We start from the raw sequence: 22,100 nt of genomic DNA, 5'->3' as shown, positions 1-22,100 counted from the left end.
ATTTTAATATTCTATTTGATTAAGTATCCCGTTGAGGAAAGCAATAGCCACTCCGTAATTTGTCATCGGTACGTTCTGTTGCCTGGCTCTTTCGATACGATTCAGTACATATTTGCGGTTGAACATACAGGCACCGCAATGGATAACCAAAGAATAGGGAGTGAGATCTTGTGGAAAATCGGTTCCTGCCACGATGTCTATTTGTAACTTTTCTCCAATCCGCTTTCGCAATAAGCGTGGGAGCTTTACTCTGCCGATATCTTCGGATAGAGGGGCATGTGTACAAGCTTCGGCTATCAGTATGCGGGAGGATTCTGTCAGACTTTCGATGGCTGAGGCGCTTTCTGCATAGTATCCGATATCTCCTTTATAACCAGCAAAAAGAACAGAAAAAGAGGTCAATCTGCTTTCTGTCGGTTTTTGCTCGTAGACTGTTTTGAATACTTGTGAGTCTGTAATAATTAGTTTAGGAGGGCGGGCGAGAGCTTGCAATGTTTCTGATAATTTATCTGTGGTACAGCTCATGATCAGGCATTTCTTGTCGAGCAGTTCCCGCATGGTTTGTACTTGTGGCAAAATCAGTCTCCCTTTAGGAGCCTGAATATCTTGTGGCATGACCAGTAAGACGAGGTCTCCTTCTGTTACCAATCTGCCTGTGATACTTTGCTGATCGTAATCTTCCGGCAGTTTTTCCAGAATCGCCTGGCGTATCAGTTCTATGCCTGTCCTCTCTTTGGCACTGACCAAGAGAGGATGATTCCCAAAAGTTTCTTTTATTCGGGTAGCGAGTGATGCGGGGGATTTTCGTATATCTGCCTTGTTGATAAGCAGAATAGTCGGGATGTTTTTTGCTTTGAGTTGTTCCAGCCAGTGAAGTTCTTCGGTGAAATCCGCATCTTCGGGTATTTCTATGGAGGCATCACCTGCACAAAGCAGAATGGCAATATCGGTTTTTTCTACGGCTCTCCATGTACGTTCGATGCGCATGTTTCCTAATTTGCCTTCATCGTCGAATCCCGGAGTGTCTATGAACAGGCAAGGACCGATACCGTGAATTTCCATTGCTTTCTGTACGGGGTCGGTCGTTGTTCCGGGAGTGTCGGAAACAAGAGCGGTATCCTGCCCGGTCAGCGCATTGATCAGGGAAGATTTCCCGCTATTGCGCTTTCCGAAGAGGGCGATATGGAGTCGGCTGGCATTGGGGGTAAAACTGCTATGCATATAAGTGGATATAAATAATGTTGTTTTCTACTTAAATTGAGAATCAGATATTTATAACTATTTAGGCACGGATGACGCGGATTACACGGTTTTGTTTTGCGTTAACACATTAATAAGAACTGTGTAATCCGCCGTCATCCGTGCCTAATTTATGATGAATTAAAATCTGAAATCTCTTTTCCCTTCCGCTATTTCTTTTAGATTTCGGATCGCTATTTCTCTGATTTTTGGGTTCGGAATCCGGTCGGTCTCTTTAGCTATCAACTTCATTCCTTTGATTCGGGTATCTTCCGATGCATAATCTTCGAGGTATTCTTTCAGAGTCATTAATGCGTTCGGTCCGCAGCAGTTGGCTATCTGGCCCGATTTGACTAAAGACATAAACCGGTCACCGGTCCGTCCTTCCCGATAACAGGCGGTGCAGAAACTGGGGATATGTCCGGATTCGAGCAACCAGTTGACCACTTCGTCCAGCGTCCGGGTATCGCTCACATCAAATTGTGAAGAGTTGTCTTCCGGAAGCTCTGTCTCTGCATATCCGCCTACACTTGTACGGGAACCGCCACTGATCTGTGAGATGCCGAGTTCAAGAACCTTTTCGCGGGACTCTTGTGACTCTCTGGTTGATATAATCATTCCGGTATAAGGAACTGCTATCCGGATGACGGCTACAATCTTGCTGAATATATCATCTGAAATTGCATTGGGAAAATCTCCCGCATCAATATCATCTGCTGAACAGATACGGGGTACACTGATAGTGTGGGGACCTACACCGAAACGGGCTTCCAGATGTTCTGCATGCATCAACAATCCTACGAAGTCATAACGGTAAGTGTTCAATCCGAAAAGTACTCCCATTCCTACGTCATCGATTCCTCCTTCCATGGCACGGTCCATTGCTTCCGTATGATAAGCGTAGTTGCTTTTGGGCCCGGTGGGATGGAGGGCTTCGTAGTTCTCTTTGTGATATGTTTCCTGAAATAATATATAGGTACCGATACCGGCATCTTTCAACCGGCGATAGTTTTCGACGGTAGTGGCTGCGATATTCACATTAACCCGGCGGATAGCCCCATTCTTGTGTTTGATGCTATAAATGGTCCGGATAGATTCCAGTATATATTCCAGTGAATTCAGTGTCGGATGTTCTCCGGCTTCGAGTGCCAGACGTTTATGCCCCATATCCTGCAAGGCGATTACTTCTTTGCGAATTTCTTCCTGTGTCAGTTTTTTGCGGGCGATTGTTTTGTTCTTTGCGTGATACGGGCAATACACACACCCGTTCACGCAATAATTTGACAAGTAGAGTGGCGCGAACATGACAATGCGGTTGCCGTAAAACTTCTGTTTGATTTCTTTGGCGAGATGGAAGATTCGTTCTATCAGGTCAGGCTGGTCACATTCCAGCAGGGTGGCTGCTTCGCGATGCGTCAATCCTTTGCAAAGAGCGGCTTTTTCGATCAGCTGTTCTATGAATGCGCGGTTGTCTTTGTGATTCCGTGCATATTCAAGAGTTTCCAGAATTTCTTCATGATGAATGAATTCTTCTGCTTGGGATGAATCTACTTTATACATTTCTTTATTGTTTGTAATCGCCTCTGTCGAAGGAGATTTGATAACCGATGTTTTCCAACTGTTGTTGTAATATTCTAAGTCCTTCCGCAGATTCCGCTCCGAGGGAGGCTTTGTTGTTATACAGATTGTATTTTTTGCGTTCTTCCTGTGGCGACAGATTGGGCATGACCACATTGGCACCAGCCAGTATTCCCCGTTCCCGTCCGTCGGGAGTGAGTGTAGCCAGTGCTGTGGTGGCCGGAATCAGTGCCGACGGATGCATCAGCCGGAAGATGGATAATAAAAGGATGGTCTGTTCCACGGTTCCGCAGGGGGACTGGGCAAAAGGGGTGTCACGATGAGGCAGGAAAGGACCGATACCAATCATTTCGGGACGAAGTTGTTCGATAAACAAAATGTCCTGGATCAGATGCTCCACTGTCTGCCCCGGACTGCCGACCATGATCCCGGTTCCCGTCTGATAACCGATTTCTTTTAAATCCTGCAAGCATTGCAGACGACGTCCGCACGACATACCCTCGGGGTGTAGTTGCCGATAATGCGATTTATCATAAGTCTCGTGACGCAGCAGATAGCGGTTGGCACCTGCTTGGAAAAAACGTTCGTATGCTTCACGCGGCTTTTCACCGAGTGACAGTGTAATGGCACAATCGGGATAATTCCGGTGAATCGCTGAGACTATACTTTCTATCCGTTCATCTGTCAGTACAGGATCTTCTCCTCCTTGCAGCACAAATGTGCGGAAACCGAGTTCATAGCCCTGCTTGCAGCAATCCAGTATGCTTTCTGCGGTTAGCCGATAACGTTCCAAATTCGGATTTCCTTTCCGGATACCGCAGTAATAGCAGTTATTCCGGCAACAGTTGCTGACTTCAATAAGCCCGCGAATAAAAATCCGGTTACCGAAATGACGGAGGCTGACTTCTTGCGCCTGTTCGTTGATATAGCGCAATAACTCTCCGTCACATTCAGTCAACAGTTGCCGAAATTCTTCCGGTCGGAGTGTCCTTTCTTTTCGTAGTTTATCTACCCATTGTCTCATAGCTTTCTTTTCGCTTGAGCAGCTCTTGTACCAGTTGACGACGTCCTGAAACAATGTCATTGTGTGTACTTGGTCCGGTGATGCAACCGCCTTCGCAAGCCATCACTTCGATAAATTGTCCCGCTGCTTTTCCTGTTTTGGCACAGGCACGCAGCAAGGCTATATTCTTTTTGTTGATATCTGATACCTGGATAGCATTGATCTTATCCGCTTCCTCTTTCAGATATGCCTTCACTGCTCCCATCACACCGCCGGCCTGCGCAAAGCCATGTGCTTCGCGTACGGAAGTATGCAGGATGGAGAAAGAATCCACCTGCTCCAGTTGAATGTCCATTCCATCAAGGATAGAACCGACTTCCTCGAAAGTCAGGATATAGTCTACCGCTTCGTCACGGCGTACCTCTTTCCGTTTGGCTACACATGGACCGACAAATACAATCTTCGCATCGGGATGCTTCTCTTTAGCGATTCTTGCTGCATAATACATCGGTGATCCTGTGGTAGAAACGTATGGTTTCATTTCTGTCAGATGTTTCTCTACCAGTTCGATGTAAGAGGGGCAACAGGAAGTAGTCATGAATTTCTGTCCTTCTTCCAGTTTTTCCAACAGCTCGTGTGCTTCGTTGCTGGTGGTCATCATGGCTCCTTCGGCTACTTCGATGATATCGGTGAAACCTATCTCTTTGAAAGCACCGTACACCTGTTCAATAGATGTTTTGAACTGTCCGAGGATAGACGGAGCGATGATGGCAACCATCTTTTCTCCTTTTTTGATTCGCTGCAATACGTCGAATGTCTGTGAGATTTCGAAGATAGCACCGAATGGACAGGCATTCATACACTTTCCGCAATAGATACATTTGCTCTCGTCAATGTACTCCACGCCATGTTCGTCTTTTTTTATAGCTTTCACCGGGCAGGACTCTTCGCAGGGCACAGGGATATATACAATCGCATGATAAGGGCAACTCTTATGACAAATACCACAACTGACACAAGTATCGTGATCAATCATTGCCTGACCGTTTTTCTTGAAACGTATCGCATCTTTGGGGCAGTTCATGTAGCAGCTGCGTGCCACGCATCCCCGGCAAAGATTGGTAATTTCGTAATTAATCTGTACGCAGGAAGAACAGGCTTCATCAATGACGCACATGATATTTTCCTTACTTGGCTCCGGACGGTCCAGTGCCATCCGTGCATATTCGGAGAGAGGAGTTACTTCGTCGTGTTCATCTGTCATATCCAGTCCCATCAGCGGAAAAGTTTTGTATCTCCACACAGCGCGTTCTTTATGTACGCAGCAACGTCCCAGCGGCTTTGATTTGCGCGGACTCAGCTCAATAGGGAGGCGGTCTATTTTTTCTACTAACTGGTCGTTTTTCCAGAGTCTGACAAGGTCAGCCAGCAATTTGTGCCGGACAATCATAATATTATTCGTAAAAGCCATATAGTAATTAAAAGGGTTGTTAGTGGGTGCAAAGATAGTAACTAGTTTGCGGATAAACTAATAATCGTTAAATTGAATGTAGCAGATTGTTACATTCATGTTTCCGGATGGATAAAACAATCCGAATATAAGAGGCTATGTCTTTCCGGTTGGTTAAATAAATTCAATATTTAAGTTTTTTGAAACATTCTTGTCAATTTTTTGTAGCATTCCGGTGTTATCTTTGTGAAGCATAAAATAGAGAGGAGAAAGAGATATGAGTAGTAGTATGTTGGAGCAAAGAAGTCGCTTTGCGATGATCGGTGCATTGATGATTATTGTCAGCCTGATGTTTTTGTATTATATGGGGAGTTCGCTGGTTGGTGCTACAAAAAAGTATTTGGAACAGGTGCAAACCATTGAAATCTCTTGCGAATAAAAGCTTTCCGTATAAACAAACCTTTTGGTTGTTCATACGGAAAGTATTTGTTATTATTTTGATCTAGATAAGAGTGATGCATTATTTATAATGGCACCATTTCTTCTTATTAGAGATTCATGGTACGTAAGTGATTATTAATGAATCCATATTTTTAATTAAAATCAAAATCATAAGAAGATACATCTTCAAATCTTCCTTCAAAATAAAACGAACCAGTTGTTTTGCGTTTACTTTCGTGTATGTCGAAGTCTCCAGGTTCGGCTGCTAATAAATTTAGGTTTCTAATTTCTATTTTATATAATCCTTCTGATGTCTTATTAATAATTAGATTTCCTGATTCATATCCACTGTTCCAGTCTGTTTCATAATATTGTTCGCAAGATTCATCTCCGTCACTGTTTATTGTACCATTAATACCAATTTCACATTCATAATAGGATTCCTTTTTATTACTAGAATATCGGGAATAAGGAAATTCTCCTTCTGGAAGAGAATTTATATCATATTTATTGGGAGAGGTAAAACCAATATAAAAAGATGAGATTTTTTTTCCGACAATTGATGCTGGATTTTTTAGAATAGAAAGATAATCGTAATTTGTGAACTCAAGTGTATAGTCATATAATCCTCCAGAGTGAGAAGGTTCATCAATGGAGAAATACGCATAACCGAAATCAATATTTCTACCATCAGCATCTACATGACATTTTTTCGTTGTTCCGTTTCCTTGTTCGTCGTCATCATCTCCACAAGAAACTAATGTGAAGCATGAAGTAGCCATCAATAGCATTAAAATCCAGTAATTTAAACTTTTCATAATAGTATCGCTTTTTTAATTGATAATGTTTTGTATTGAGTAATGTGTGTAATTAATCTACGACAAAGATATCTTTTTGAGATTATATTAAAAAATGTGTAATTCGCTATATGAGCCTATAATGCAGAATAGTATGATTAGGTGTTAAAAAATAGGGTTTAATTGGTGGATATTTTTTGTTACCATATTACTTGTTGCTGATTGTATGATTAAGCTTTCTGTCATTAGCATGCTTTTGGGGAATCCGAAGAAAAACATTACTTTTGTCAAAGACAAATGGAATCATTATGGATGAAAAAGAGAAAGCATGGAAAACGGTGAGCAGTAAATACCTGTTTCGCCGTCCTTGGTTGACTGTACGTTGCGAAGATATGCTGCTTCCCAATGGGAATCATATCCCTGAGTATTATATATTGGAGTATCCCGACTGGGTGAATACGATTGCCATTACGAAAGAAGGCAAGTTCGTGTTTGTGCGCCAATATCGTCCGGGAGTAGGAAAGACCTGTTATGAACTTTGTGCAGGCGTTTGTGAAAAGGAGGATGCTTCCCCTCTGATATCCGCCCAACGTGAATTGTGGGAAGAAACCGGATACGGCAAGGGAAACTGGCAGGAATATATGGTGATCTCTGCCAATCCAAGTACTCATACCAATCTGACCTATTGCTTTCTTGCCACTGATGTAGAACTGATAGATCATCAGCATCTGGAAGCAACAGAAGATTTATCTGTTCATCTGCTGACTCTGGAAGAAGTCAGAAGCCTGCTGGACAACAATCAGATAATGCAGGCATTGAATGCAGCTCCGCTTTGGAAGTATATGGCTGCTTTGAAATAACATTTCTCTCCTGAATAAAAAACTTCAAAAAGATCTTTCATCTTTCACTGATACTGCGGAATCCCTTTATTGATCAAGGGCCTGTGATGGTGAAAGATGCAGGAAAGATCTTTCACCTATCTTTCATCTTTCACCCTTTTTCCATCTTGGTCTCTGTTTCCTTATCCAATAACCTATTACTCTTCCCGTCATCTATTAATAGATAAGTTCTGCTTCATTAGAGATTAACTTCTTTTCCTCTAATGGCAAACTTCTTTTGTATTAGATCCAAACTTAAAACGCAACCTTTGTTTTTATAAATGCAAGCTTCATTTCTATAAACGCAAGCTTCGTTTATAAAAACAAAGGTTGCGTTTTGAGTTTGCTTTAGATAAAAGATAAGTTTATCCTTAGAACAAAGGAAGTTTGCTCCTGATACAACGGAATTTGTCTATTAATGAATTACAGCCAGTCTATTAGTATACTATAATCTGATGAATGTGAAAGATGAAAAGATTGATTAATTCTTATGTAGAATATTGCTTTGTGCCAGATAATGCGGATTATTGGCATAGATAAACATGACACTGCCGTCTTTGATCGTATTGATAATGGGGCGGGCGAGTTTAGTCGGAAGGGCGGGGCATCCGAGGCTTCTGCCTAATCGTCCCGAAGCAGCTACTGACGGATTGGCGTATGGAGCTCCGTGCACTACGATAGACCGTGCTTTTGCTTTATCGTTGATTCCTTTTTCCAGTCCGTTGAGAATAAGGGAATATCCGTTTCCTCCTTGGTAAGTATTTTCGGTAAGATAAAAGCCTAGCGAACTTTTATATGAACCATATTGGTTGGAAAATGATGTGGCGTAATTTTCTCCGCTATTTCTGCCGTGTGCAACGACTGATGAATACAGTAATTTCTTCTTTTCCATGTCAAACACAAAGAAGCGTTTCTCGGTAGAAGGTTTGGAGAAGTCTATCAGTGTCAGAATCGGTTTGTTTTTTTCTTTGATTCGATTATAACCTGCTACAGCCTGCCGGAAAGCAATGAAATTGACAGTTCCTCCTAATTCCATTTCTTCGAAAAGCTGCTCACCGACGGCTAGCTCTGAAACCGGGTCCGAAGAGGTAAAAGGAGAGTTGGCAACCGTATTGACAGCAGCACGGTTCAGAGGAATGAAAAGAAAGAACAAACAAAAGATAACTTTCTGAAACATAGTGTGTAAGCTAGGAATAAAAACGTGGCAAATATAAAAACTATTTTATTCCAAAACAAAAATAATCGTCTCGTTAACAGGTGCCCAGTCAAAAATAAACTTAGCGTGGGAGGTCGCATTTCGTACACACATATGCGATCGGGGAGTCGTTCCCAATGACCAGCTATATTCTATTTGCGTCTTTCGTGGCTCGTTGACAGGTACTCCATGAATGTATGCTCCATCCGTGAAACGGCTGGCATAAGGAGCGTAGCCGCCTGTCTCTTTGGAACCATCTTTCAGAAAGACCATCTTTACTTTTTTCTCTTGCAGTACGAACATCCCCAAAGGTGTCTCTTGTGCATATGGCGGACGGTGAAGTCCGGTCGTGGAAGGATTCATGCTGCGTACTACCCATTCGCCTTCGCCCGTTCGTTCCAGCGTGGCGATGTTCTGATTGTGGCGGTCTACAAAGATCGCTTTGTTGAAAATAACCGTGTCACCGATTACCTTGACATACTTTTTAGGAATCATCCATTCTCCTCCGGTAAATATAGGTTCTGTTTTCACGAATTTCTCCCCGTCTTCGAGGAATCGTGTCAGTTCCCCGTCTTGACCGTAACGTTCGGGTACTAAGGTATCTGTCAGCAGATAAAGCGGAACGGACTGGTAACGTTCTACGCCGAGAGTATCTGCTACACGTCCGTAAGCATTTCTTTTGAATGTTCTCACCAGAGGCGCTTCGCCGTTTCTGTTTTTGTAGTTCTGCAGTATCGCCCATTGAGAAGGCTGCTGCTGTATATTTTCGAGCAAAGCAAGTTGTTCCTTTATCTTATCCCACTGAAAATTGCGGGTAGTATCCTTATAAGGATAGGTGTCTTCCAGCGTATATTTGTCATATAGCAGTTCTTTGGTGATATGGATTTGTTCCGGAGTAATTGTTTTAACTACAGGTTCGGCTGCCGTCTCCGCAATCGTATCTTGCATGAGAGAGTCTGTTTGCAGTGTTTCGGTAGAAGGCATGTCTCCTGTACGCGATGTGCAGGAACACAGAATGCAGAACGTGACGGATATACCGAATCCTATTTTATTCATATTATTAATACAATGCATTTTGAGGTTCGTTTACGAATATACACTATTAAAAGGAATAATCCTCTTCTTTTGTTTAAAAAGTAAGGAACAAATATGCTTTTTTGCCAATAGGAGCAGGTTGTCAGTCATTTTGTCAGTCAAATTCTGCCAAACAATCATTCTTTTGCTTTGGCACGCTTTTCGCAATGAGTTTAGCGTCCTCTTCAAAAGAGGACAAAACATGAATATAATGTATAACAAATAAAATCAAAAAAGAACTATGAACATTAAACCGTTAGCAGACAGAGTGCTTATTCTCCCTGCACCTGCAGAAGAAAAAACAATTGGTGGTATCATTATTCCTGATACAGCAAAAGAAAAACCTTTGAAGGGTGAAGTTGTGGCAGTAGGTCACGGTACGAAAGACGAAGAAATGGTATTGAAAGTAGGCGATACAGTTCTTTATGGCAAATACGCCGGAACAGAACTTGAAGTCGAAGGTACTAAATACCTTATCATGCGTCAGAGCGACGTTCTCGCTATCTTGGGTTAATTTCGGGATCTTAAATAGAAAATTGTAAATCATTAAATAGTAAATAAGGAGATGGCAAAAGAAATATTATTCAATATCGATGCCCGTGACCAATTGAAAAAAGGTGTCGATGCATTGGCAAATGCAGTAAAAGTAACTCTCGGTCCAAAAGGACGTAACGTTATCATTGAGAAGAAGTTCGGTGCTCCGCACATCACAAAAGACGGTGTGACAGTAGCAAAGGAAATCGAATTGGCAGATGCTTACCAGAACACCGGTGCTCAACTGGTGAAAGAAGTTGCTTCAAAGACTGGTGACGATGCAGGTGACGGTACAACGACTGCAACTGTTCTTGCTCAGGCTATCGTAGCTGAAGGTTTGAAGAACGTGACTGCCGGTGCAAGCCCGATGGATATCAAACGTGGTATCGACAAGGCTGTTGCCAAAGTGGTGGAATCAATCAAGGCACAAGCAGAAACTGTAGGTGACAACTATGACAAGATCGAACAAGTTGCTACCGTATCTGCCAACAATGACCCGGTTATCGGTAAATTGATTGCTGATGCAATGCGCAAAGTATCTAAAGACGGTGTGATCACTATCGAAGAAGCTAAAGGTACTGACACTACAATCGGTGTAGTAGAAGGTATGCAGTTCGACCGTGGTTACTTGTCAGCTTACTTCGTAACCAACACTGAAAAGATGGAATGTGAGATGGAGAAACCTTACATCCTGATTTACGACAAGAAGATTTCTAACCTGAAAGATTTCTTGCCTATCCTTGAACCGGCTGTACAGACAGGTCGTCCTTTGTTGGTAATCGCAGAAGATGTAGATAGCGAAGCGTTGACTACCTTGGTAGTGAACCGTCTGCGTTCTCAGTTGAAGATTTGTGCTGTGAAGGCTCCGGGCTTCGGCGACCGTCGTAAAGAAATGCTGGAGGATATCGCTATCTTGACAGGTGGTATGGTAATCAGCGAAGAAAAAGGTCTGAAACTGGAGCAGGCTACAATCGAAATGTTGGGTACTGCTGACAAAGTAACAGTTTCTAAAGACTATACTACCATCGTAAACGGTGCCGGTGATAAAGAAAACATCAAAGAACGTTGCGATCAGATCAAGGCTCAGATCGTTGCTACTAAATCAGACTACGACCGTGAGAAATTGCAGGAACGTCTGGCTAAATTGTCAGGTGGTGTAGCAGTTCTCTACGTAGGTGCTGCTTCTGAAGTAGAAATGAAGGAGAAGAAAGACCGCGTAGACGATGCATTGCGTGCAACTCGTGCAGCTATCGAAGAAGGTATCATCCCGGGCGGTGGCGTAGCTTATATCCGCGCTATCGATTCTTTGGAAGGCATGAAGGGTGACAATGCTGATGAAACAACCGGTATTGGTATCATCAAACGTGCTATCGAAGAGCCGCTTCGCGAGATTGTAGCTAATGCAGGTAAAGAAGGCGCTGTAGTTGTTCAGAAAGTACGTGAAGGAAAAGGTGACTTCGGTTACAATGCCCGTACTGATGTTTACGAAAACTTGCATGCTGCCGGTGTAGTAGACCCAGCTAAAGTGGCTCGTGTAGCTCTTGAAAACGCAGCTTCTATCGCAGGTATGTTCCTGACTACTGAATGTGTGATCGTGGAAAAGAAAGAAGATAAACCTGAAATGCCGATGGGTGCTCCCGGAATGGGAGGCATGGGCGGAATGATGTAATCTCGTCTTTCTTAGATTAAAAAATAGTTTGGAACCGCTTCCCTACAGGGGGGGCGGTTCTTTTTTGCGTTAAACTCTTTGTTCCCCGATTTTGTTAATTCTGGACTCACTGTTACTGTTTATAGGAAAAGTGTGTATTTTTGGTTTTGTAATTAACAGTTTTAATACGATGGGGAATTTAATTTTATTTTTTAGAAAAGTAGCCGATGAGCTACGGGCAGAGGGAAATTTTGGGACTGCCCATGTATATCGAAGTACGTTGAATACCGTGATCACCTTTCATGGAAGTAAACATCTTGATTTTCGTCGGGTGACTCCCGAATGGTTGAAAGCCTTTGAAGTAAATCTTCGGAGTCGGGGGTGTAGTTGGAATACTGTTTCCACCTATCTTCGGGTTTTTCGTGCAGTTTACAATCGAGCCGTGGATCTTCGGAAAGCGGAGTATATCCCTCATTTGTTTCGTTCTGTTTATACAGGTACACGTGCTGATAGAAAGCGAGCGTTGGAGGATGAAGAAATGCGCAAGGTTTTCGGACGTCTGCCGGAATTGCCAGAAGTGACCCCGGATTTAAGGCATGCGCAGAATTTGTTTATTCTGATGTTCCTGCTTCGTGGTCTGCCTTTTGTAGATCTGGCTTATCTGCGGAAAAGTGATTTGCGAGACAATGTAATCACTTATCGTCGCCGCAAAACGGGACGTTCGTTGTCTGTCACTCTTGCACCGGAAGCAATGGTGTTGTTGCGACGATATATGGATCGTAATGAGAGTTCTCCTTATTTATTTCCAATTCTGAGTAGTGATGAAGGAACAGAAGAGGCTTACCGTGAATACCAACTGGCTTTGCGTAGCTTCAACCAAAAACTGATGCTATTGGGGAAATTGATGGGGATGGAAGGAAAATTGAGCTCATACACGGCTCGCCATACGTGGGCTACGACTGCGTATCATTGTGAAATCCATCCGGGAATTATTTCCGAAGCAATGGGACATTCATCTATCACTGTGACAGAAACCTATCTGAAGCCTTTTCATAATAAGAAAATTGATGAGGCTAATAAAAAGATCGTGGATTTTGTTCGGCGATCAACTGGATGGGCAATCGTCTGAAAATAAGGACGTTACTTTATAGGTAACAGAGCCGAATAGCGTTGCAAAGATGGATATATTTTGGAAAACATGCAAACAAAAAAGATATTATTTCTAGTAAACTACTAAAAAAAGAGAAATTACACGATAAAACAGCGGATTTCTTAGTATTGGACTTTTGTAATCCTTTCATCAGAATAAAAGATTTCCCTCCCCTCTGCCGCATTTCAGAAGCAGGGGTAAATATGTTTCGTAGCCAAATCATTTAGTTTTTCGTATAGAAGGCCCTCTAAAAGCCTGGACAAAGGTTTTCCTGTTACCTATAAAGTAACGGGCGTTTATTATTGAAACTTAGTGTTTAATAATATATTATTAATGTAATTTTTAAGTAGTTATGAAAAGAAAATTTGTAAGAGTGATGTTCTTCGGGGCGTTGGCACTTTCTACTGTCACCTATGTAGGCTGTAAAGACTACGATGATGACATTGACAATCTGCAACAACAGATTGATGCTGTAAAAGTGTCACTGGATGAATTGCAGGCTAAAGTAAATGGTGGAGCTGTCATCACGAACGTTACTAAGGGAGAAAATGGAATTACTGTAACGCTCAGCGATGGTAAAAGCTATGAGTTGACAAACGGTAAGGACGGTGCTGCTGGTAAAGATGCTGCTGTCTGGACAATCGGCGAAAGTGATGGCTATTGGTATAAAGATGGCGTGAAGACTCAATACAAAGCTGTCGGTGTAGATGGACAAGCAGGTGCTGATGGTAAGCCGGGAGCTGATGGCAAACCGGGTGAAGATGGCAAGCCGGGTGAAAATGGGCTGTACTATGTACCTAATCAGGAAACCGGATGCTTTGATATATGGAAAGATAACAAATTTGTTGAATCAACAGACATCAATTGGAAAGTTGCCTCTGAAGGAGGTATTAGCGCAGTACTTAATGGTAATGTGTTAACTCTTACCGGTGTTCAGGGAAAAGATGGTCAGTCTATCTCTGTTGACTTGGTTTCTGGTATCGCTTTGTCTTCTATAGCATTTATACCTGATGTTGTAAGCCAGGATGTTCCATATGCTACTACTAGTAATCCTTTCTATCATATTAAGAACTATTTGGATGAAACTAAGTATAATACTGCTAACAACGCTTTCAAAGAACAGTCTGACTGGGGAAAATCTAACGTTGTTGCAATGAACTATCGTTTGAATCCGGAAGATGCAAATGTAGATGCAAAAACTGTATATGGTTTCATTGACCGTAAAATTACGACTCGTGCTGCCGGTGACAGAACTGTTCTTTTGAACGTAGACAATAAAACTGTAAGTGATGGTGTTGCTGTCATCGATGCTACTGTCAATCCGAATGCATTGGTTGAAAATCAAGAATATAACATCGCTGCTTTGCAGGCATGGTATGGTCAGACACCTTTGACTTCTGATTATGTTCATGTGACTTCTGAAGAAATAGACCTCGTACTTGCCGATAGTGTAAAAACGGTGCAGGGTGAGGCTGCTGTAACATTCTACAAACGTACACAATCTATTGCTAAAGGTGAATCAGACGCTTTCATCAAACAGTTTGTTGCACTGGATGCTGAGGCAAATGCCGCATTTAAGTATACAGGCACTATTAATCTTAAAGATTACGTAGGATTGTATTCTGATATCAAGACTGACTGGTTGGCTGAATTGGGTTTCAAAGGTATGAGCTATGAATTCTCTATACCTGAAAAATATCTGGCTAATGATGATGAAAAGACTAATCAACAGTGGTTTATTACAAAAGAGGGAGAAAACACTCTTGCTAATGGTGTGATCAAAGTTAATCCGGAAGTCGTTAACGGAACTCCGGCTATCGGACGTACTCCGGTAGTGAGAGTAGATGCTTTCCTGACTAGCAATAATGGTGCGAAGAAACTGGTTGCTTCTTCTTACATTAAACTGTCTATTACAGAAGAAGATCCTACTCCGGGTACTAAACCTGATTATGGTACTATCAATATGTCTGATCCTAAGGCTGCTGATTATCATAAGTTAGAAAGCGATGATAATGCATTTACCAATGCTTATCCTCTTGATAATGTGAACATGGATTATCAGGCTATCAACAATAAGATTTATGGTACTGCTAAGTTGACTTCTACTACATTCTGGAATTATTATGGTGGTCAGGATCATAAATATAATGTATTGGTTACTGTAACAAATAAGAGTGGTCAGGAAGAAACAATCATCAGTGAAGAAGTTTCTCAGCAAACTGATGTTGTAATCTCTAATAAGGGTCTTCTGCTTAACATTAAGTTGAATGATGATGCTACTAAGACTTCAGCTATTAAAGTTGGTATCAACAACCTGATTAAGACTCAGAACACTTATAAGGATATTGACGGTAAGGGTGCTAAGTATTCAGTGAAGATTATCATTCCTTCTAATGATAATTCACATGGCGATATTAAACTTGAGCAAATATTCTATGTGAAGGAAGAATGTGTTCCTTATGTTTATAATCCTCTGTATTACAACGAAACTTATAAGTCTCTTGCTGATGGCAAAACTTATAATGACTGTATCGTGATAAAGGGACAGAATACTTCCGGTCACTGGGAAATGTCTTCTGTAGTAAGCGAGCACTTCGCTAATATGGAAGGAGAGAATATCTTCGAATATTATAATAAGGTGAATAATGTGAACGCTCTCCAGTTCCAGTGGGCTAGTGGTATTACTGGAGTTACTCCTGATCCTTTGACTTCATTCAATACGGATGAAACTGTGAAGTTGACTGAAGCGATGACTAAGCGTGACGATGTTAAGAACATGACTTACAAGGTTACTTTGGTGAACGATGAAACATGTAACTTCAACTATAACATTGTATTCGTTAATCCGTTTGTTGCCGGTACTACTAATGGCATAAGTATTTATGGTAATGGTATTGGTGAGAACACAGGTGCAACGATGCCGCAGGTTGTTGTTAAAGACAATGAAGGTAGCAATATCTATTCTTACAACAATACGTCAAAAACTTTGGTATTAAGCTCTAAGGCTACAGATACTTATAAGTTGACTAATGATATTGTCAGCGTAGAATATGCTTTCGTAGAGAATGCTGCTTGGACTGAACTGACTTCTAATATGTCTAAAGATTCTAAACTGGAAGTAAATGATGTAACAGGTGTTGTAACTTGGAAAAATCAAGGTTCTACTTTGGTGAAAGACTACAATCTTACTGTGACAGCGAAGGTTACATTCAAAGACTTGTCAGTCGTAACATGTAATATCCCTGTTAAATTGGCAAAAGACGCTCAATAACAGACTATTGTCTCCTCACAAAAAAAGTCTGACTTGAAAAAGTATGGCTTTTCATAATGACAGAGGACGTTCCAAGGAAATAAAGGGGCGTCCTCTGTTTTGAATTGAAATTATATAGTACAAACATGAAGAATAACTATCACATTCTTTTAGTTGCATTTTTGATGTGCTCTACTGTCGTTTTTGCTCAACAGTCGGGTGATATAAGCGGCCAACCTCGTGCTATAGAGGAAGGGAAGACGGTGTTCAATCCACATTGGTTTTTATCTGTTCAGGGTGGCGGTGCTTATACTGTGGGTGAATCTGCTTTTGGAGATTTACTTTCTCCGTCTGTAGCAATGGCTTTTGGTTATAAGTTTACTCCTTTGTTCGGGCTCCGGGCTGAGGTTAGCGGCTGGCAAGCTAAGGGAGGCTGGGTGAATCCGACTACTACTTATAAATATAAGTATTTGCAAGGCAGTGTAGATGCTATGCTCGATCTGAGTGATTTGTGTCGTGGCTTTAATTCCGAACGTATTTTCAATGCTTATCTCTTTCTGGGAGTGGGCTTGAATGGCGCTTTTAGTAATGATGAAGCTGTAGCATTAAACGCGGGCGGATATAAACTGCATCATCTTTGGACAGGTAAGAAAGTATATGTTGCAGGACGTGGTGGTGTGGGAGCAAACTTTCGTTTGAACGACCATGTAGCCATTAATCTGGAACTGAATGCCAATATGCTATCTGACAAGTTCAACTCAAAGAAGGGACGTAATGCTGACTGGCAATTCAATGCCTTGGCAGGTCTTACTTTTACGTTGGGTAAAAGCCATAGAAAGACAGCTCCTGTTTACCACGAAGTGGAACCACCGGTTACAATACCAGCGGCGGAAGAAGTTAAATCTGCTCCTGTAGTGGAGCAACCGAAAAAAGAAACAGTTATCAGGAAAGCTTTGAAACAGAATATCTTTTTCGCTTTAAATTCTGCACGTATTCAAGATGACCAGCAAGCTAAGATTGCTTCTTTGATTGAATATATGAAAAAGTACCCTACTGCAACAATGAATGTGACAGGTTATGCGGATGTCAATACAGGTAATCCTGGAATCAACAGAAGATTGTCTGAAGCTCGGGCTAACAATGTCGCTGAAGCATTGAAAGCTAAAGGTATTACAGCTGATCGGATTATCGTAGATTTTAAGGGGGATACTGTACAACCTTATTCCACTCCTGAAGAGAATCGTGTAAGTATTTGTATTGCAGAATGATATTTCCCACTCTCATGTGAGATTCTATTTTCCCCATTAACCTCGATATGAGGTGTTCTTGCATGAGAAATACATAGAAGTCTATGCTTGTGAAAGTCGGGACTTCTATATTCCCTTTTTCACTAGAATGTGAAAAGACTCAAAGGGGAATCCGAATATAGAGATTGTACTTGTGAAAGTACTCCTTTACTATTTGTCCCCTATGGAGGATGCCACCCTTTCTCACTGGCATCCTCTTTTTTATGCCGGACGGAATCAGCTTATTTGCTTCTATACGGTTTTATCTGCCGGAAATCCTCGTCATACAATCCCACGAGTAAACTTTCTCCTTTGCTATCTACCCTTAAGCCACCATAAGCGGCATCATTATAGACAGAATCCTGTCCTTCTTCAAAAAAGAAGGACTCGGCACCGAGGAATAACCTGCCATTTATTGTTTTATATTTCAGTACAATTTCGTTCTCATTTACAGGTTCGGGAGATTCCTGCAGCCGCATTATTTTTCCGACATGATTATGATCCAGTTTTAGTACGACATAACCGCGTTTGGCTTCCTGACCGTCTGTCAACTCAGAATTGGCTTCTTTATAGCTAAGTCTCATATAGTCTCCTTGCATCAGTGAACGGGGATCGACAGGAGCCAGTTGCAGCAATACGAGCTGTCCCTCTTTCAACGTCTGTTCTTTCTGATAGACAGACCAGTTGAAGTATACCAAAAGAAGGACTAAATTAGCGATGATCAGTATGGAACTATATTTTTTCATGTCTTGTCTTTTTTTGAGTGAGCACATACCAGGCTATAAGCAGCACGATTCCTGTGCAGAACAGGGTGATTGATTTCGTCAGCAAAGTTATATCCAGATCATAGTAATATTTGGATATAGCGTAAATGAAGAGAAGGAGTGCGGCTGCGCACTCAGCTTTATAGCCATAATGAAAACATATCAGTATCAACAGGATACTGCCGGATAAATAAGGGGCATGCAGGCTGGGAAGGCAGATAAGGATGCAAAGGAGATAAATGCACACTTGATGTATCAGGCTCTTGACCTGCATCACCTGCATGATTTTATAAACTGTTATAAGGATTCCCGCCAACATGAAAACTGATATGATCCAATCATTGCTGCTTTGGGTTAAGTAATTGATAGACAATCCTCCCAACGCAAGGACGCATGAGACAAACAGACCGGAATGAATCGGTTTGTATTTAGAAAGATCCCCATTTGTATGGCTGAGTATTTTCGTCTCCAATAGATTGACAAATAAAAAAACAGCCATGATAGGTACAATAGCCACATTCAGAGGATTCGGCGGAGAGAGTAAATTTGTTATTTCTCCGAATAAGGCTGTATAAAATGAAATCACCGAAAGGAAAGTCAGGATGAATCCTTTGGATAGTAACATTGTAACTATGCTGATTCCTATCAGTACGATAAAGAGGACATCTATGTTTGAACTCATGCCAAAACCGGCTAATATACATCCGGCTATATAGCAGGTGATATTCATCGCATCCAGAAAAGGCTTGGTCAGGCGGCGATTGATAATCAAAGTAGTAATGATTAAAATACTTCCTGTGATCAGACAGGAAATTTCGGAGCGGAGGATGGAGGCGAGTGCCAGAAATCCCAGGAAAAAGATAGCAGTCAGAATCCCTCCGATAATTGAAAGGACTTCGATTGTCAGGTTACTCTTCTGTGCCATACCATTGTTTTTTAAGATGGAGGATTGTATAAATCAATAAGGTGGTACCCGTGATGACGATAATTCCTGAAAAGAGGAATATGTTGACTTCCCTTAGTTTGCTGTGACAGATAAACAGGGACAGCAGAATCATCAGTATTGCAAAAGGAATAGCGGAAAGATAGAATAAATTCTTCTGTTTCCATCCGAACCATAATCCAGCCGAAAACAACAGGATAGTGTTTGCGAGCGGAACGGATACAATAACACCTTCTTCGCAAATTGCCGCAATCATAAGATAACTCACGTGTACAATGGTTGCCAGTGAAAGCAGGCTGACAAACCAGCGGTTCTGTCTGCTGAAAGTTCTTTTTATACTCATCCATTCTGTGATGACAGTTGTCAGGGCACAAATCCAGGTTACTGCGCTGGTCAGTAAAGTGACTGCCCATAGATTATCAGACACAATCTGCAGAACGTATAACCATATAGTCGTGCAGAGCAGTCCTATAAATGTGAGCCAGAGTGGAGTGAAGCGGATGGCGACTGCCCAAAGGATGGTGAACAGTGTCCAGCCCAGAAACAGGTCGTATGCATCAGCCCCCGTCTGGTAGATTTGCCCGAATACGGCAAAGAGTGTACCTACCAGGAAAGTGGCTCCGGTGAGGATAATCTGTTTGATAAGTACGTTCCATCGAGTGAATATTGTCAGCAGGACAGATGCAACGAGTAATGTTTGTACTATTCCCAGTTTTGCAAATTTGGGGAGATCTTCCCAGTTATAGGCGAAGAAAAAGATGATTCCTGCCACTGTAAAACCAACGCCTGCGGCCAACAGGAAGATAGAAAGAAATTGGTTCCATTGCTTTTTATCGGCATACATTGATTGTCTGAATAGGAGTGAAGAGTCCGGTTTTTCCATGTGCTTCTCTTTTTTAATGATTACAAACATAAGAAAATAAAATGATTATCTTTCGGTAAGATATAGAAAAAAGGCGGAACCTGGCTCATTGTTAGTCAGCAATGAGATCAGGTTATGCCTTTCTGAAGATAATCATCTTGTTTGTGTGCAAGAATAAATATCGTTGGAGAAGAAATCGTTAAAATACTTCCCGTATATGTTTATAATTAGAATTAATCGTATCAATCACTTCTTGTGAACGTCCGTTGATCAACAGTTTGTACATGGACTGGGCGAAACCTACCATCTGCCCGAATTCTATTTTAGGGGGCATGGCAAGAGCGTTCGGATCGGTCATGATATTTACCAGTACCGGACCATCCAGTTCGAATGCATTTAATAAAGTAGTCAGTACTTCTTCCGGATCGCTGACATTGAATCCTGTCATTCCCATTGCTTCGGCTACCTGTGCAAAGTCCGGGTTCAGCATGTTTGTCTGCCAGTCCGGAAGTCCGTCGACTTCCATTTCCAGTTTAACCATTCCCAGGGAGCGGTTATTGAATACGATGATCTTAATCGGTAGTTTGTATTGGATAACAGTCTCCAGATCACCTAAAGTCATAGACAAACCTCCGTCTCCACAGAGCGCTATTACCTGACGGTCGGAGTAAGCCAGCGCTGCTCCGATGGCCTGTGGCAGGGCGTTTGCCATAGAACCGTGATTGAAAGAGCCCAGCATGTGGCGTTTTCCTGTAGCTTGTAGATAACGTGCACCCCATACACAAGTCATTCCGGTGTCAACTGTGAATATCGCATCGTCCGATGCCAGTTTATCAATCTCGGACATGACATATTCCGGATGGGTTTTGTTGATATCTCCTTTGTCTTCTGTATAAGCTGCCAGATCTTTCTTTACTCCTTCATATCTTTTCAGTTGTTTCAGCAGAAAAGTGTCGTCTGTTTTGGGATTCAACATACGCAGTAATGCCTGAATACTCATTTTTACATCTCCGCAAAGGCCGATATCTACTTTAGCGCGTCGTCCCAGACGTTCGGGCTTGATGTCTATTTGTGCAATCTTGATGTCGTCCGGCAGGAAAGCAGCATAGGGAAAGTCCGTGCCGAGCATAAGAAGTACTTCGGCTTCGTGCATGCTGTAATATCCGGAGGGCATTCCCAGCAGTCCGGTCATTCCGACTTCATACGGATTCTCATATTGTACTTCCATTTTTCCTTTGAAAGTATATACCACAGGGGCATTCAGTTTCTCGGAAAGCGCGATTACTTCCTCGTGTGCTCCCCGACAGCCGATGCCGCAGAAAAGAGTAATGCGTTTATGATTGTTCAGCAAGTCTGCCAATTGTGCCAAGTCTTCTTCTGCCGGACAGACTTCAGGCGGGGCAGGATAATTTTTTACCGAAGAATCGGCAGAGACGGAAGATGCTTTGGCAAGATCTCCCGGCAGCCCGACGACGGCTACCCCTTTTCGGGTAATGGCTGTCTGAATGGCCGATTGAAGCATACGTGGAAATTGTCCGGGAGTCGTCGCTACTTCATTATAGTAGCTGCAATCGTTAAAGAGCTTTATGGTATTGGTTTCCTGAAAGTATTCAGTTCCGAATTCTCCGCTGGGGATGGTAGAAGCGATTGCAATGACCGGTGCTCCCGACCGTTGGGCATCGTATAGTCCATTGATGAGATGAACATGCCCCGGTCCGCTGCTGCCCGCACAGCATCCTATTCGTCCGGTCAGTTGTGCTTCGGCTGCTGCGGCATAGGCTCCGGTTTCTTCATGACGTACATGTATCCATTGTATTTTATGATTCTTTCTGACAGCTTCGTTTACTTCGTTTAAACTATCGCCCGTCACGGCATAGATACGTTCTACACCGGATTCAACTAAAGTGTCTATCAGTTGTTCTGCTATTTTTTTTGCCATATTTATAATAGGTTTAGGATTGATTCTTAATGTAATAACAGATGTATGCCAAGAAAAGTTCTGTTTTAA

General features: G+C 42.1%; 18 protein-coding genes. 7 read left to right on the top strand and 11 right to left on the bottom strand.

Annotated features, from left to right (window positions below):
- Window positions 1-3: 3 nt before the first annotated feature.
- From hydF to K6V30_RS22600, 4 genes are all read right to left on the bottom strand, one after another.
- On the bottom strand, window positions 4-1,221 hold the full coding sequence (gene hydF / locus K6V30_RS22615) for a [FeFe] hydrogenase H-cluster maturation GTPase HydF (RefSeq protein WP_055270671.1): 1,218 nt from the start codon (window positions 1,219-1,221) through the stop codon (window positions 4-6).
- A gap of 159 nt (window positions 1,222-1,380) precedes the next feature.
- Window positions 1,381-2,799, bottom strand: coding sequence for a [FeFe] hydrogenase H-cluster radical SAM maturase HydG (gene hydG / locus K6V30_RS22610; RefSeq protein WP_055270669.1), 1,419 nt, complete (start codon window positions 2,797-2,799; stop codon window positions 1,381-1,383).
- Window positions 2,800-2,803: 4 nt separating this feature from the next.
- The gene (gene hydE / locus K6V30_RS22605) at window positions 2,804-3,841 is read right to left on the bottom strand and encodes a [FeFe] hydrogenase H-cluster radical SAM maturase HydE (protein WP_055270667.1); all 1,038 of its coding nucleotides are present in this window, start codon (window positions 3,839-3,841) and stop codon (window positions 2,804-2,806) included.
- On the bottom strand, window positions 3,822-5,291 hold the full coding sequence (locus K6V30_RS22600; RefSeq protein WP_022302495.1) for a 4Fe-4S dicluster domain-containing protein: 1,470 nt from the start codon (window positions 5,289-5,291) through the stop codon (window positions 3,822-3,824). The genes hydE and K6V30_RS22600 overlap by 20 nt, the downstream gene beginning before the upstream one ends.
- A gap of 256 nt (window positions 5,292-5,547) precedes the next feature.
- Here K6V30_RS22600 and K6V30_RS22595 point away from each other — a divergent pair, with 256 nt between their 5' ends.
- Window positions 5,548-5,709, top strand: coding sequence for a hypothetical protein (locus K6V30_RS22595; RefSeq protein WP_022302496.1), 162 nt, complete (start codon window positions 5,548-5,550; stop codon window positions 5,707-5,709).
- A 154-nt stretch (window positions 5,710-5,863) separates the two neighbouring features.
- Here the strand turns inward: K6V30_RS22595 and K6V30_RS22590 are convergent, their stop codons facing one another.
- Window positions 5,864-6,529 carry a hypothetical protein gene (locus K6V30_RS22590; protein ID WP_130061820.1) on the bottom strand — a complete coding sequence of 222 codons (666 nt, stop codon included), beginning with the start codon at window positions 6,527-6,529 and terminating at the stop codon, window positions 5,864-5,866.
- A gap of 287 nt (window positions 6,530-6,816) precedes the next feature.
- Here K6V30_RS22590 and K6V30_RS22585 point away from each other — a divergent pair, with 287 nt between their 5' ends.
- Entirely contained in the window at window positions 6,817-7,368 is a 552-nt protein-coding gene (locus tag K6V30_RS22585; protein WP_055270663.1) for an NUDIX hydrolase, read from the top strand.
- A 499-nt stretch (window positions 7,369-7,867) separates the two neighbouring features.
- Here the strand turns inward: K6V30_RS22585 and K6V30_RS22580 are convergent, their stop codons facing one another.
- Window positions 7,868-8,563 (bottom strand): murein L,D-transpeptidase catalytic domain family protein, encoded by a 696-nt coding sequence (locus tag K6V30_RS22580; RefSeq protein WP_162533270.1) that lies wholly within the window; start codon window positions 8,561-8,563, stop codon window positions 7,868-7,870.
- A gap of 45 nt (window positions 8,564-8,608) precedes the next feature.
- Window positions 8,609-9,655, bottom strand: coding sequence for a L,D-transpeptidase (locus K6V30_RS22575; RefSeq protein ID WP_081030906.1), 1,047 nt, complete (start codon window positions 9,653-9,655; stop codon window positions 8,609-8,611).
- A 241-nt stretch (window positions 9,656-9,896) separates the two neighbouring features.
- Between K6V30_RS22575 and K6V30_RS22570 the strand changes: the two genes are divergently transcribed.
- The 5 genes from K6V30_RS22570 to K6V30_RS22550 all read left to right on the top strand — a co-directional run bounded on the left by K6V30_RS22570 (window position 9,897) and on the right by K6V30_RS22550 (window position 17,505).
- The gene (locus K6V30_RS22570) at window positions 9,897-10,169 is read left to right on the top strand and encodes a co-chaperone GroES (RefSeq protein ID WP_010539043.1); all 273 of its coding nucleotides are present in this window, start codon (window positions 9,897-9,899) and stop codon (window positions 10,167-10,169) included.
- Window positions 10,170-10,220: 51 nt separating this feature from the next.
- Window positions 10,221-11,858 carry a chaperonin GroEL gene (gene groL / locus K6V30_RS22565; RefSeq protein ID WP_010539042.1) on the top strand — a complete coding sequence of 546 codons (1,638 nt, stop codon included), beginning with the start codon at window positions 10,221-10,223 and terminating at the stop codon, window positions 11,856-11,858.
- Between the two features lie 169 nt (window positions 11,859-12,027).
- Window positions 12,028-12,966 carry a tyrosine-type recombinase/integrase gene (locus tag K6V30_RS22560; protein ID WP_022302501.1) on the top strand — a complete coding sequence of 313 codons (939 nt, stop codon included), beginning with the start codon at window positions 12,028-12,030 and terminating at the stop codon, window positions 12,964-12,966.
- Window positions 12,967-13,339: 373 nt separating this feature from the next.
- Complete coding sequence (locus K6V30_RS22555; RefSeq protein ID WP_224207206.1) at window positions 13,340-16,258, top strand: PL29 family lyase N-terminal domain-containing protein; 2,919 nt, start codon at window positions 13,340-13,342, stop codon at window positions 16,256-16,258.
- 125 nt (window positions 16,259-16,383) lie between these two features.
- Window positions 16,384-17,505, top strand: a complete 1,122-nt coding sequence (locus K6V30_RS22550; protein ID WP_022302503.1) for an OmpA family protein — start codon at window positions 16,384-16,386, stop codon at window positions 17,503-17,505.
- Between the two features lie 260 nt (window positions 17,506-17,765).
- On the opposite strand, the gene K6V30_RS22545 is transcribed toward K6V30_RS22550, so the two are convergent.
- The 4 genes from K6V30_RS22545 to K6V30_RS22530 all read right to left on the bottom strand — a co-directional run bounded on the left by K6V30_RS22545 (window position 17,766) and on the right by K6V30_RS22530 (window position 22,031).
- Window positions 17,766-18,269: a GDYXXLXY domain-containing protein gene (locus tag K6V30_RS22545; protein ID WP_010539037.1), complete on the bottom strand. Its 504-nt coding sequence runs from the start codon at window positions 18,267-18,269 to the stop codon at window positions 17,766-17,768.
- Entirely contained in the window at window positions 18,256-19,212 is a 957-nt protein-coding gene (locus K6V30_RS22540) for a DUF4401 domain-containing protein (RefSeq protein ID WP_010539036.1), read from the bottom strand. The genes K6V30_RS22545 and K6V30_RS22540 overlap by 14 nt, the downstream gene beginning before the upstream one ends.
- A complete protein-coding gene (locus K6V30_RS22535; RefSeq protein ID WP_029425666.1) occupies window positions 19,196-20,113 on the bottom strand; it encodes a DUF2157 domain-containing protein in 918 nt (305 codons plus the stop codon). The genes K6V30_RS22540 and K6V30_RS22535 overlap by 17 nt, the downstream gene beginning before the upstream one ends.
- 178 nt (window positions 20,114-20,291) lie before the next feature.
- Window positions 20,292-22,031 carry a thiamine pyrophosphate-dependent enzyme gene (locus K6V30_RS22530; RefSeq protein WP_010539034.1) on the bottom strand — a complete coding sequence of 580 codons (1,740 nt, stop codon included), beginning with the start codon at window positions 22,029-22,031 and terminating at the stop codon, window positions 20,292-20,294.
- Between the last annotated feature and the right edge of the window lie 69 nt (window positions 22,032-22,100).

This window comes from Bacteroides faecis, from assembly GCF_020091505.1.
In the GTDB taxonomy this organism is placed as follows: domain Bacteria; phylum Bacteroidota; class Bacteroidia; order Bacteroidales; family Bacteroidaceae; genus Bacteroides; species Bacteroides faecis.
Note: the sequence above shows the minus strand (reverse complement) of the source record. Positions and strands in the feature narration are given on the sequence as shown.

What these genes read in the sequence shown, in the direction of transcription:
- K6V30_RS22560 (WP_022302501.1), top strand. Translation starts at nt 12,028, where the DNA reads ATGGGGAATTTAATTTTATTTTTTAGAAAAGTAGCCGATGAGCTACGG.
- K6V30_RS22530 (WP_010539034.1), bottom strand. Translation starts at nt 22,031, where the DNA reads ATGGCAAAAAAAATAGCAGAACAACTGATAGACACTTTAGTTGAATCC.
- K6V30_RS22600 (WP_022302495.1), bottom strand. Translation starts at nt 5,291, where the DNA reads ATGGCTTTTACGAATAATATTATGATTGTCCGGCACAAATTGCTGGCT.
- K6V30_RS22575 (WP_081030906.1), bottom strand. Translation starts at nt 9,655, where the DNA reads ATGCATTGTATTAATAATATGAATAAAATAGGATTCGGTATATCCGTC.
- K6V30_RS22545 (WP_010539037.1), bottom strand. Translation starts at nt 18,269, where the DNA reads ATGAAAAAATATAGTTCCATACTGATCATCGCTAATTTAGTCCTTCTT.
- groL (WP_010539042.1), top strand. Translation starts at nt 10,221, where the DNA reads ATGGCAAAAGAAATATTATTCAATATCGATGCCCGTGACCAATTGAAA.
- K6V30_RS22535 (WP_029425666.1), bottom strand. Translation starts at nt 20,113, where the DNA reads ATGGAAAAACCGGACTCTTCACTCCTATTCAGACAATCAATGTATGCC.
- K6V30_RS22550 (WP_022302503.1), top strand. Translation starts at nt 16,384, where the DNA reads ATGAAGAATAACTATCACATTCTTTTAGTTGCATTTTTGATGTGCTCT.
- hydF (WP_055270671.1), bottom strand. Translation starts at nt 1,221, where the DNA reads ATGCATAGCAGTTTTACCCCCAATGCCAGCCGACTCCATATCGCCCTC.
- hydG (WP_055270669.1), bottom strand. Translation starts at nt 2,799, where the DNA reads ATGTATAAAGTAGATTCATCCCAAGCAGAAGAATTCATTCATCATGAA.
- K6V30_RS22595 (WP_022302496.1), top strand. Translation starts at nt 5,548, where the DNA reads ATGAGTAGTAGTATGTTGGAGCAAAGAAGTCGCTTTGCGATGATCGGT.
- K6V30_RS22590 (WP_130061820.1), bottom strand. Translation starts at nt 6,529, where the DNA reads ATGAAAAGTTTAAATTACTGGATTTTAATGCTATTGATGGCTACTTCA.
- K6V30_RS22580 (WP_162533270.1), bottom strand. Translation starts at nt 8,563, where the DNA reads ATGTTTCAGAAAGTTATCTTTTGTTTGTTCTTTCTTTTCATTCCTCTG.
- hydE (WP_055270667.1), bottom strand. Translation starts at nt 3,841, where the DNA reads ATGAGACAATGGGTAGATAAACTACGAAAAGAAAGGACACTCCGACCG.
- K6V30_RS22585 (WP_055270663.1), top strand. Translation starts at nt 6,817, where the DNA reads ATGGATGAAAAAGAGAAAGCATGGAAAACGGTGAGCAGTAAATACCTG.
- K6V30_RS22570 (WP_010539043.1), top strand. Translation starts at nt 9,897, where the DNA reads ATGAACATTAAACCGTTAGCAGACAGAGTGCTTATTCTCCCTGCACCT.
- K6V30_RS22540 (WP_010539036.1), bottom strand. Translation starts at nt 19,212, where the DNA reads ATGGCACAGAAGAGTAACCTGACAATCGAAGTCCTTTCAATTATCGGA.
- K6V30_RS22555 (WP_224207206.1), top strand. Translation starts at nt 13,340, where the DNA reads ATGAAAAGAAAATTTGTAAGAGTGATGTTCTTCGGGGCGTTGGCACTT.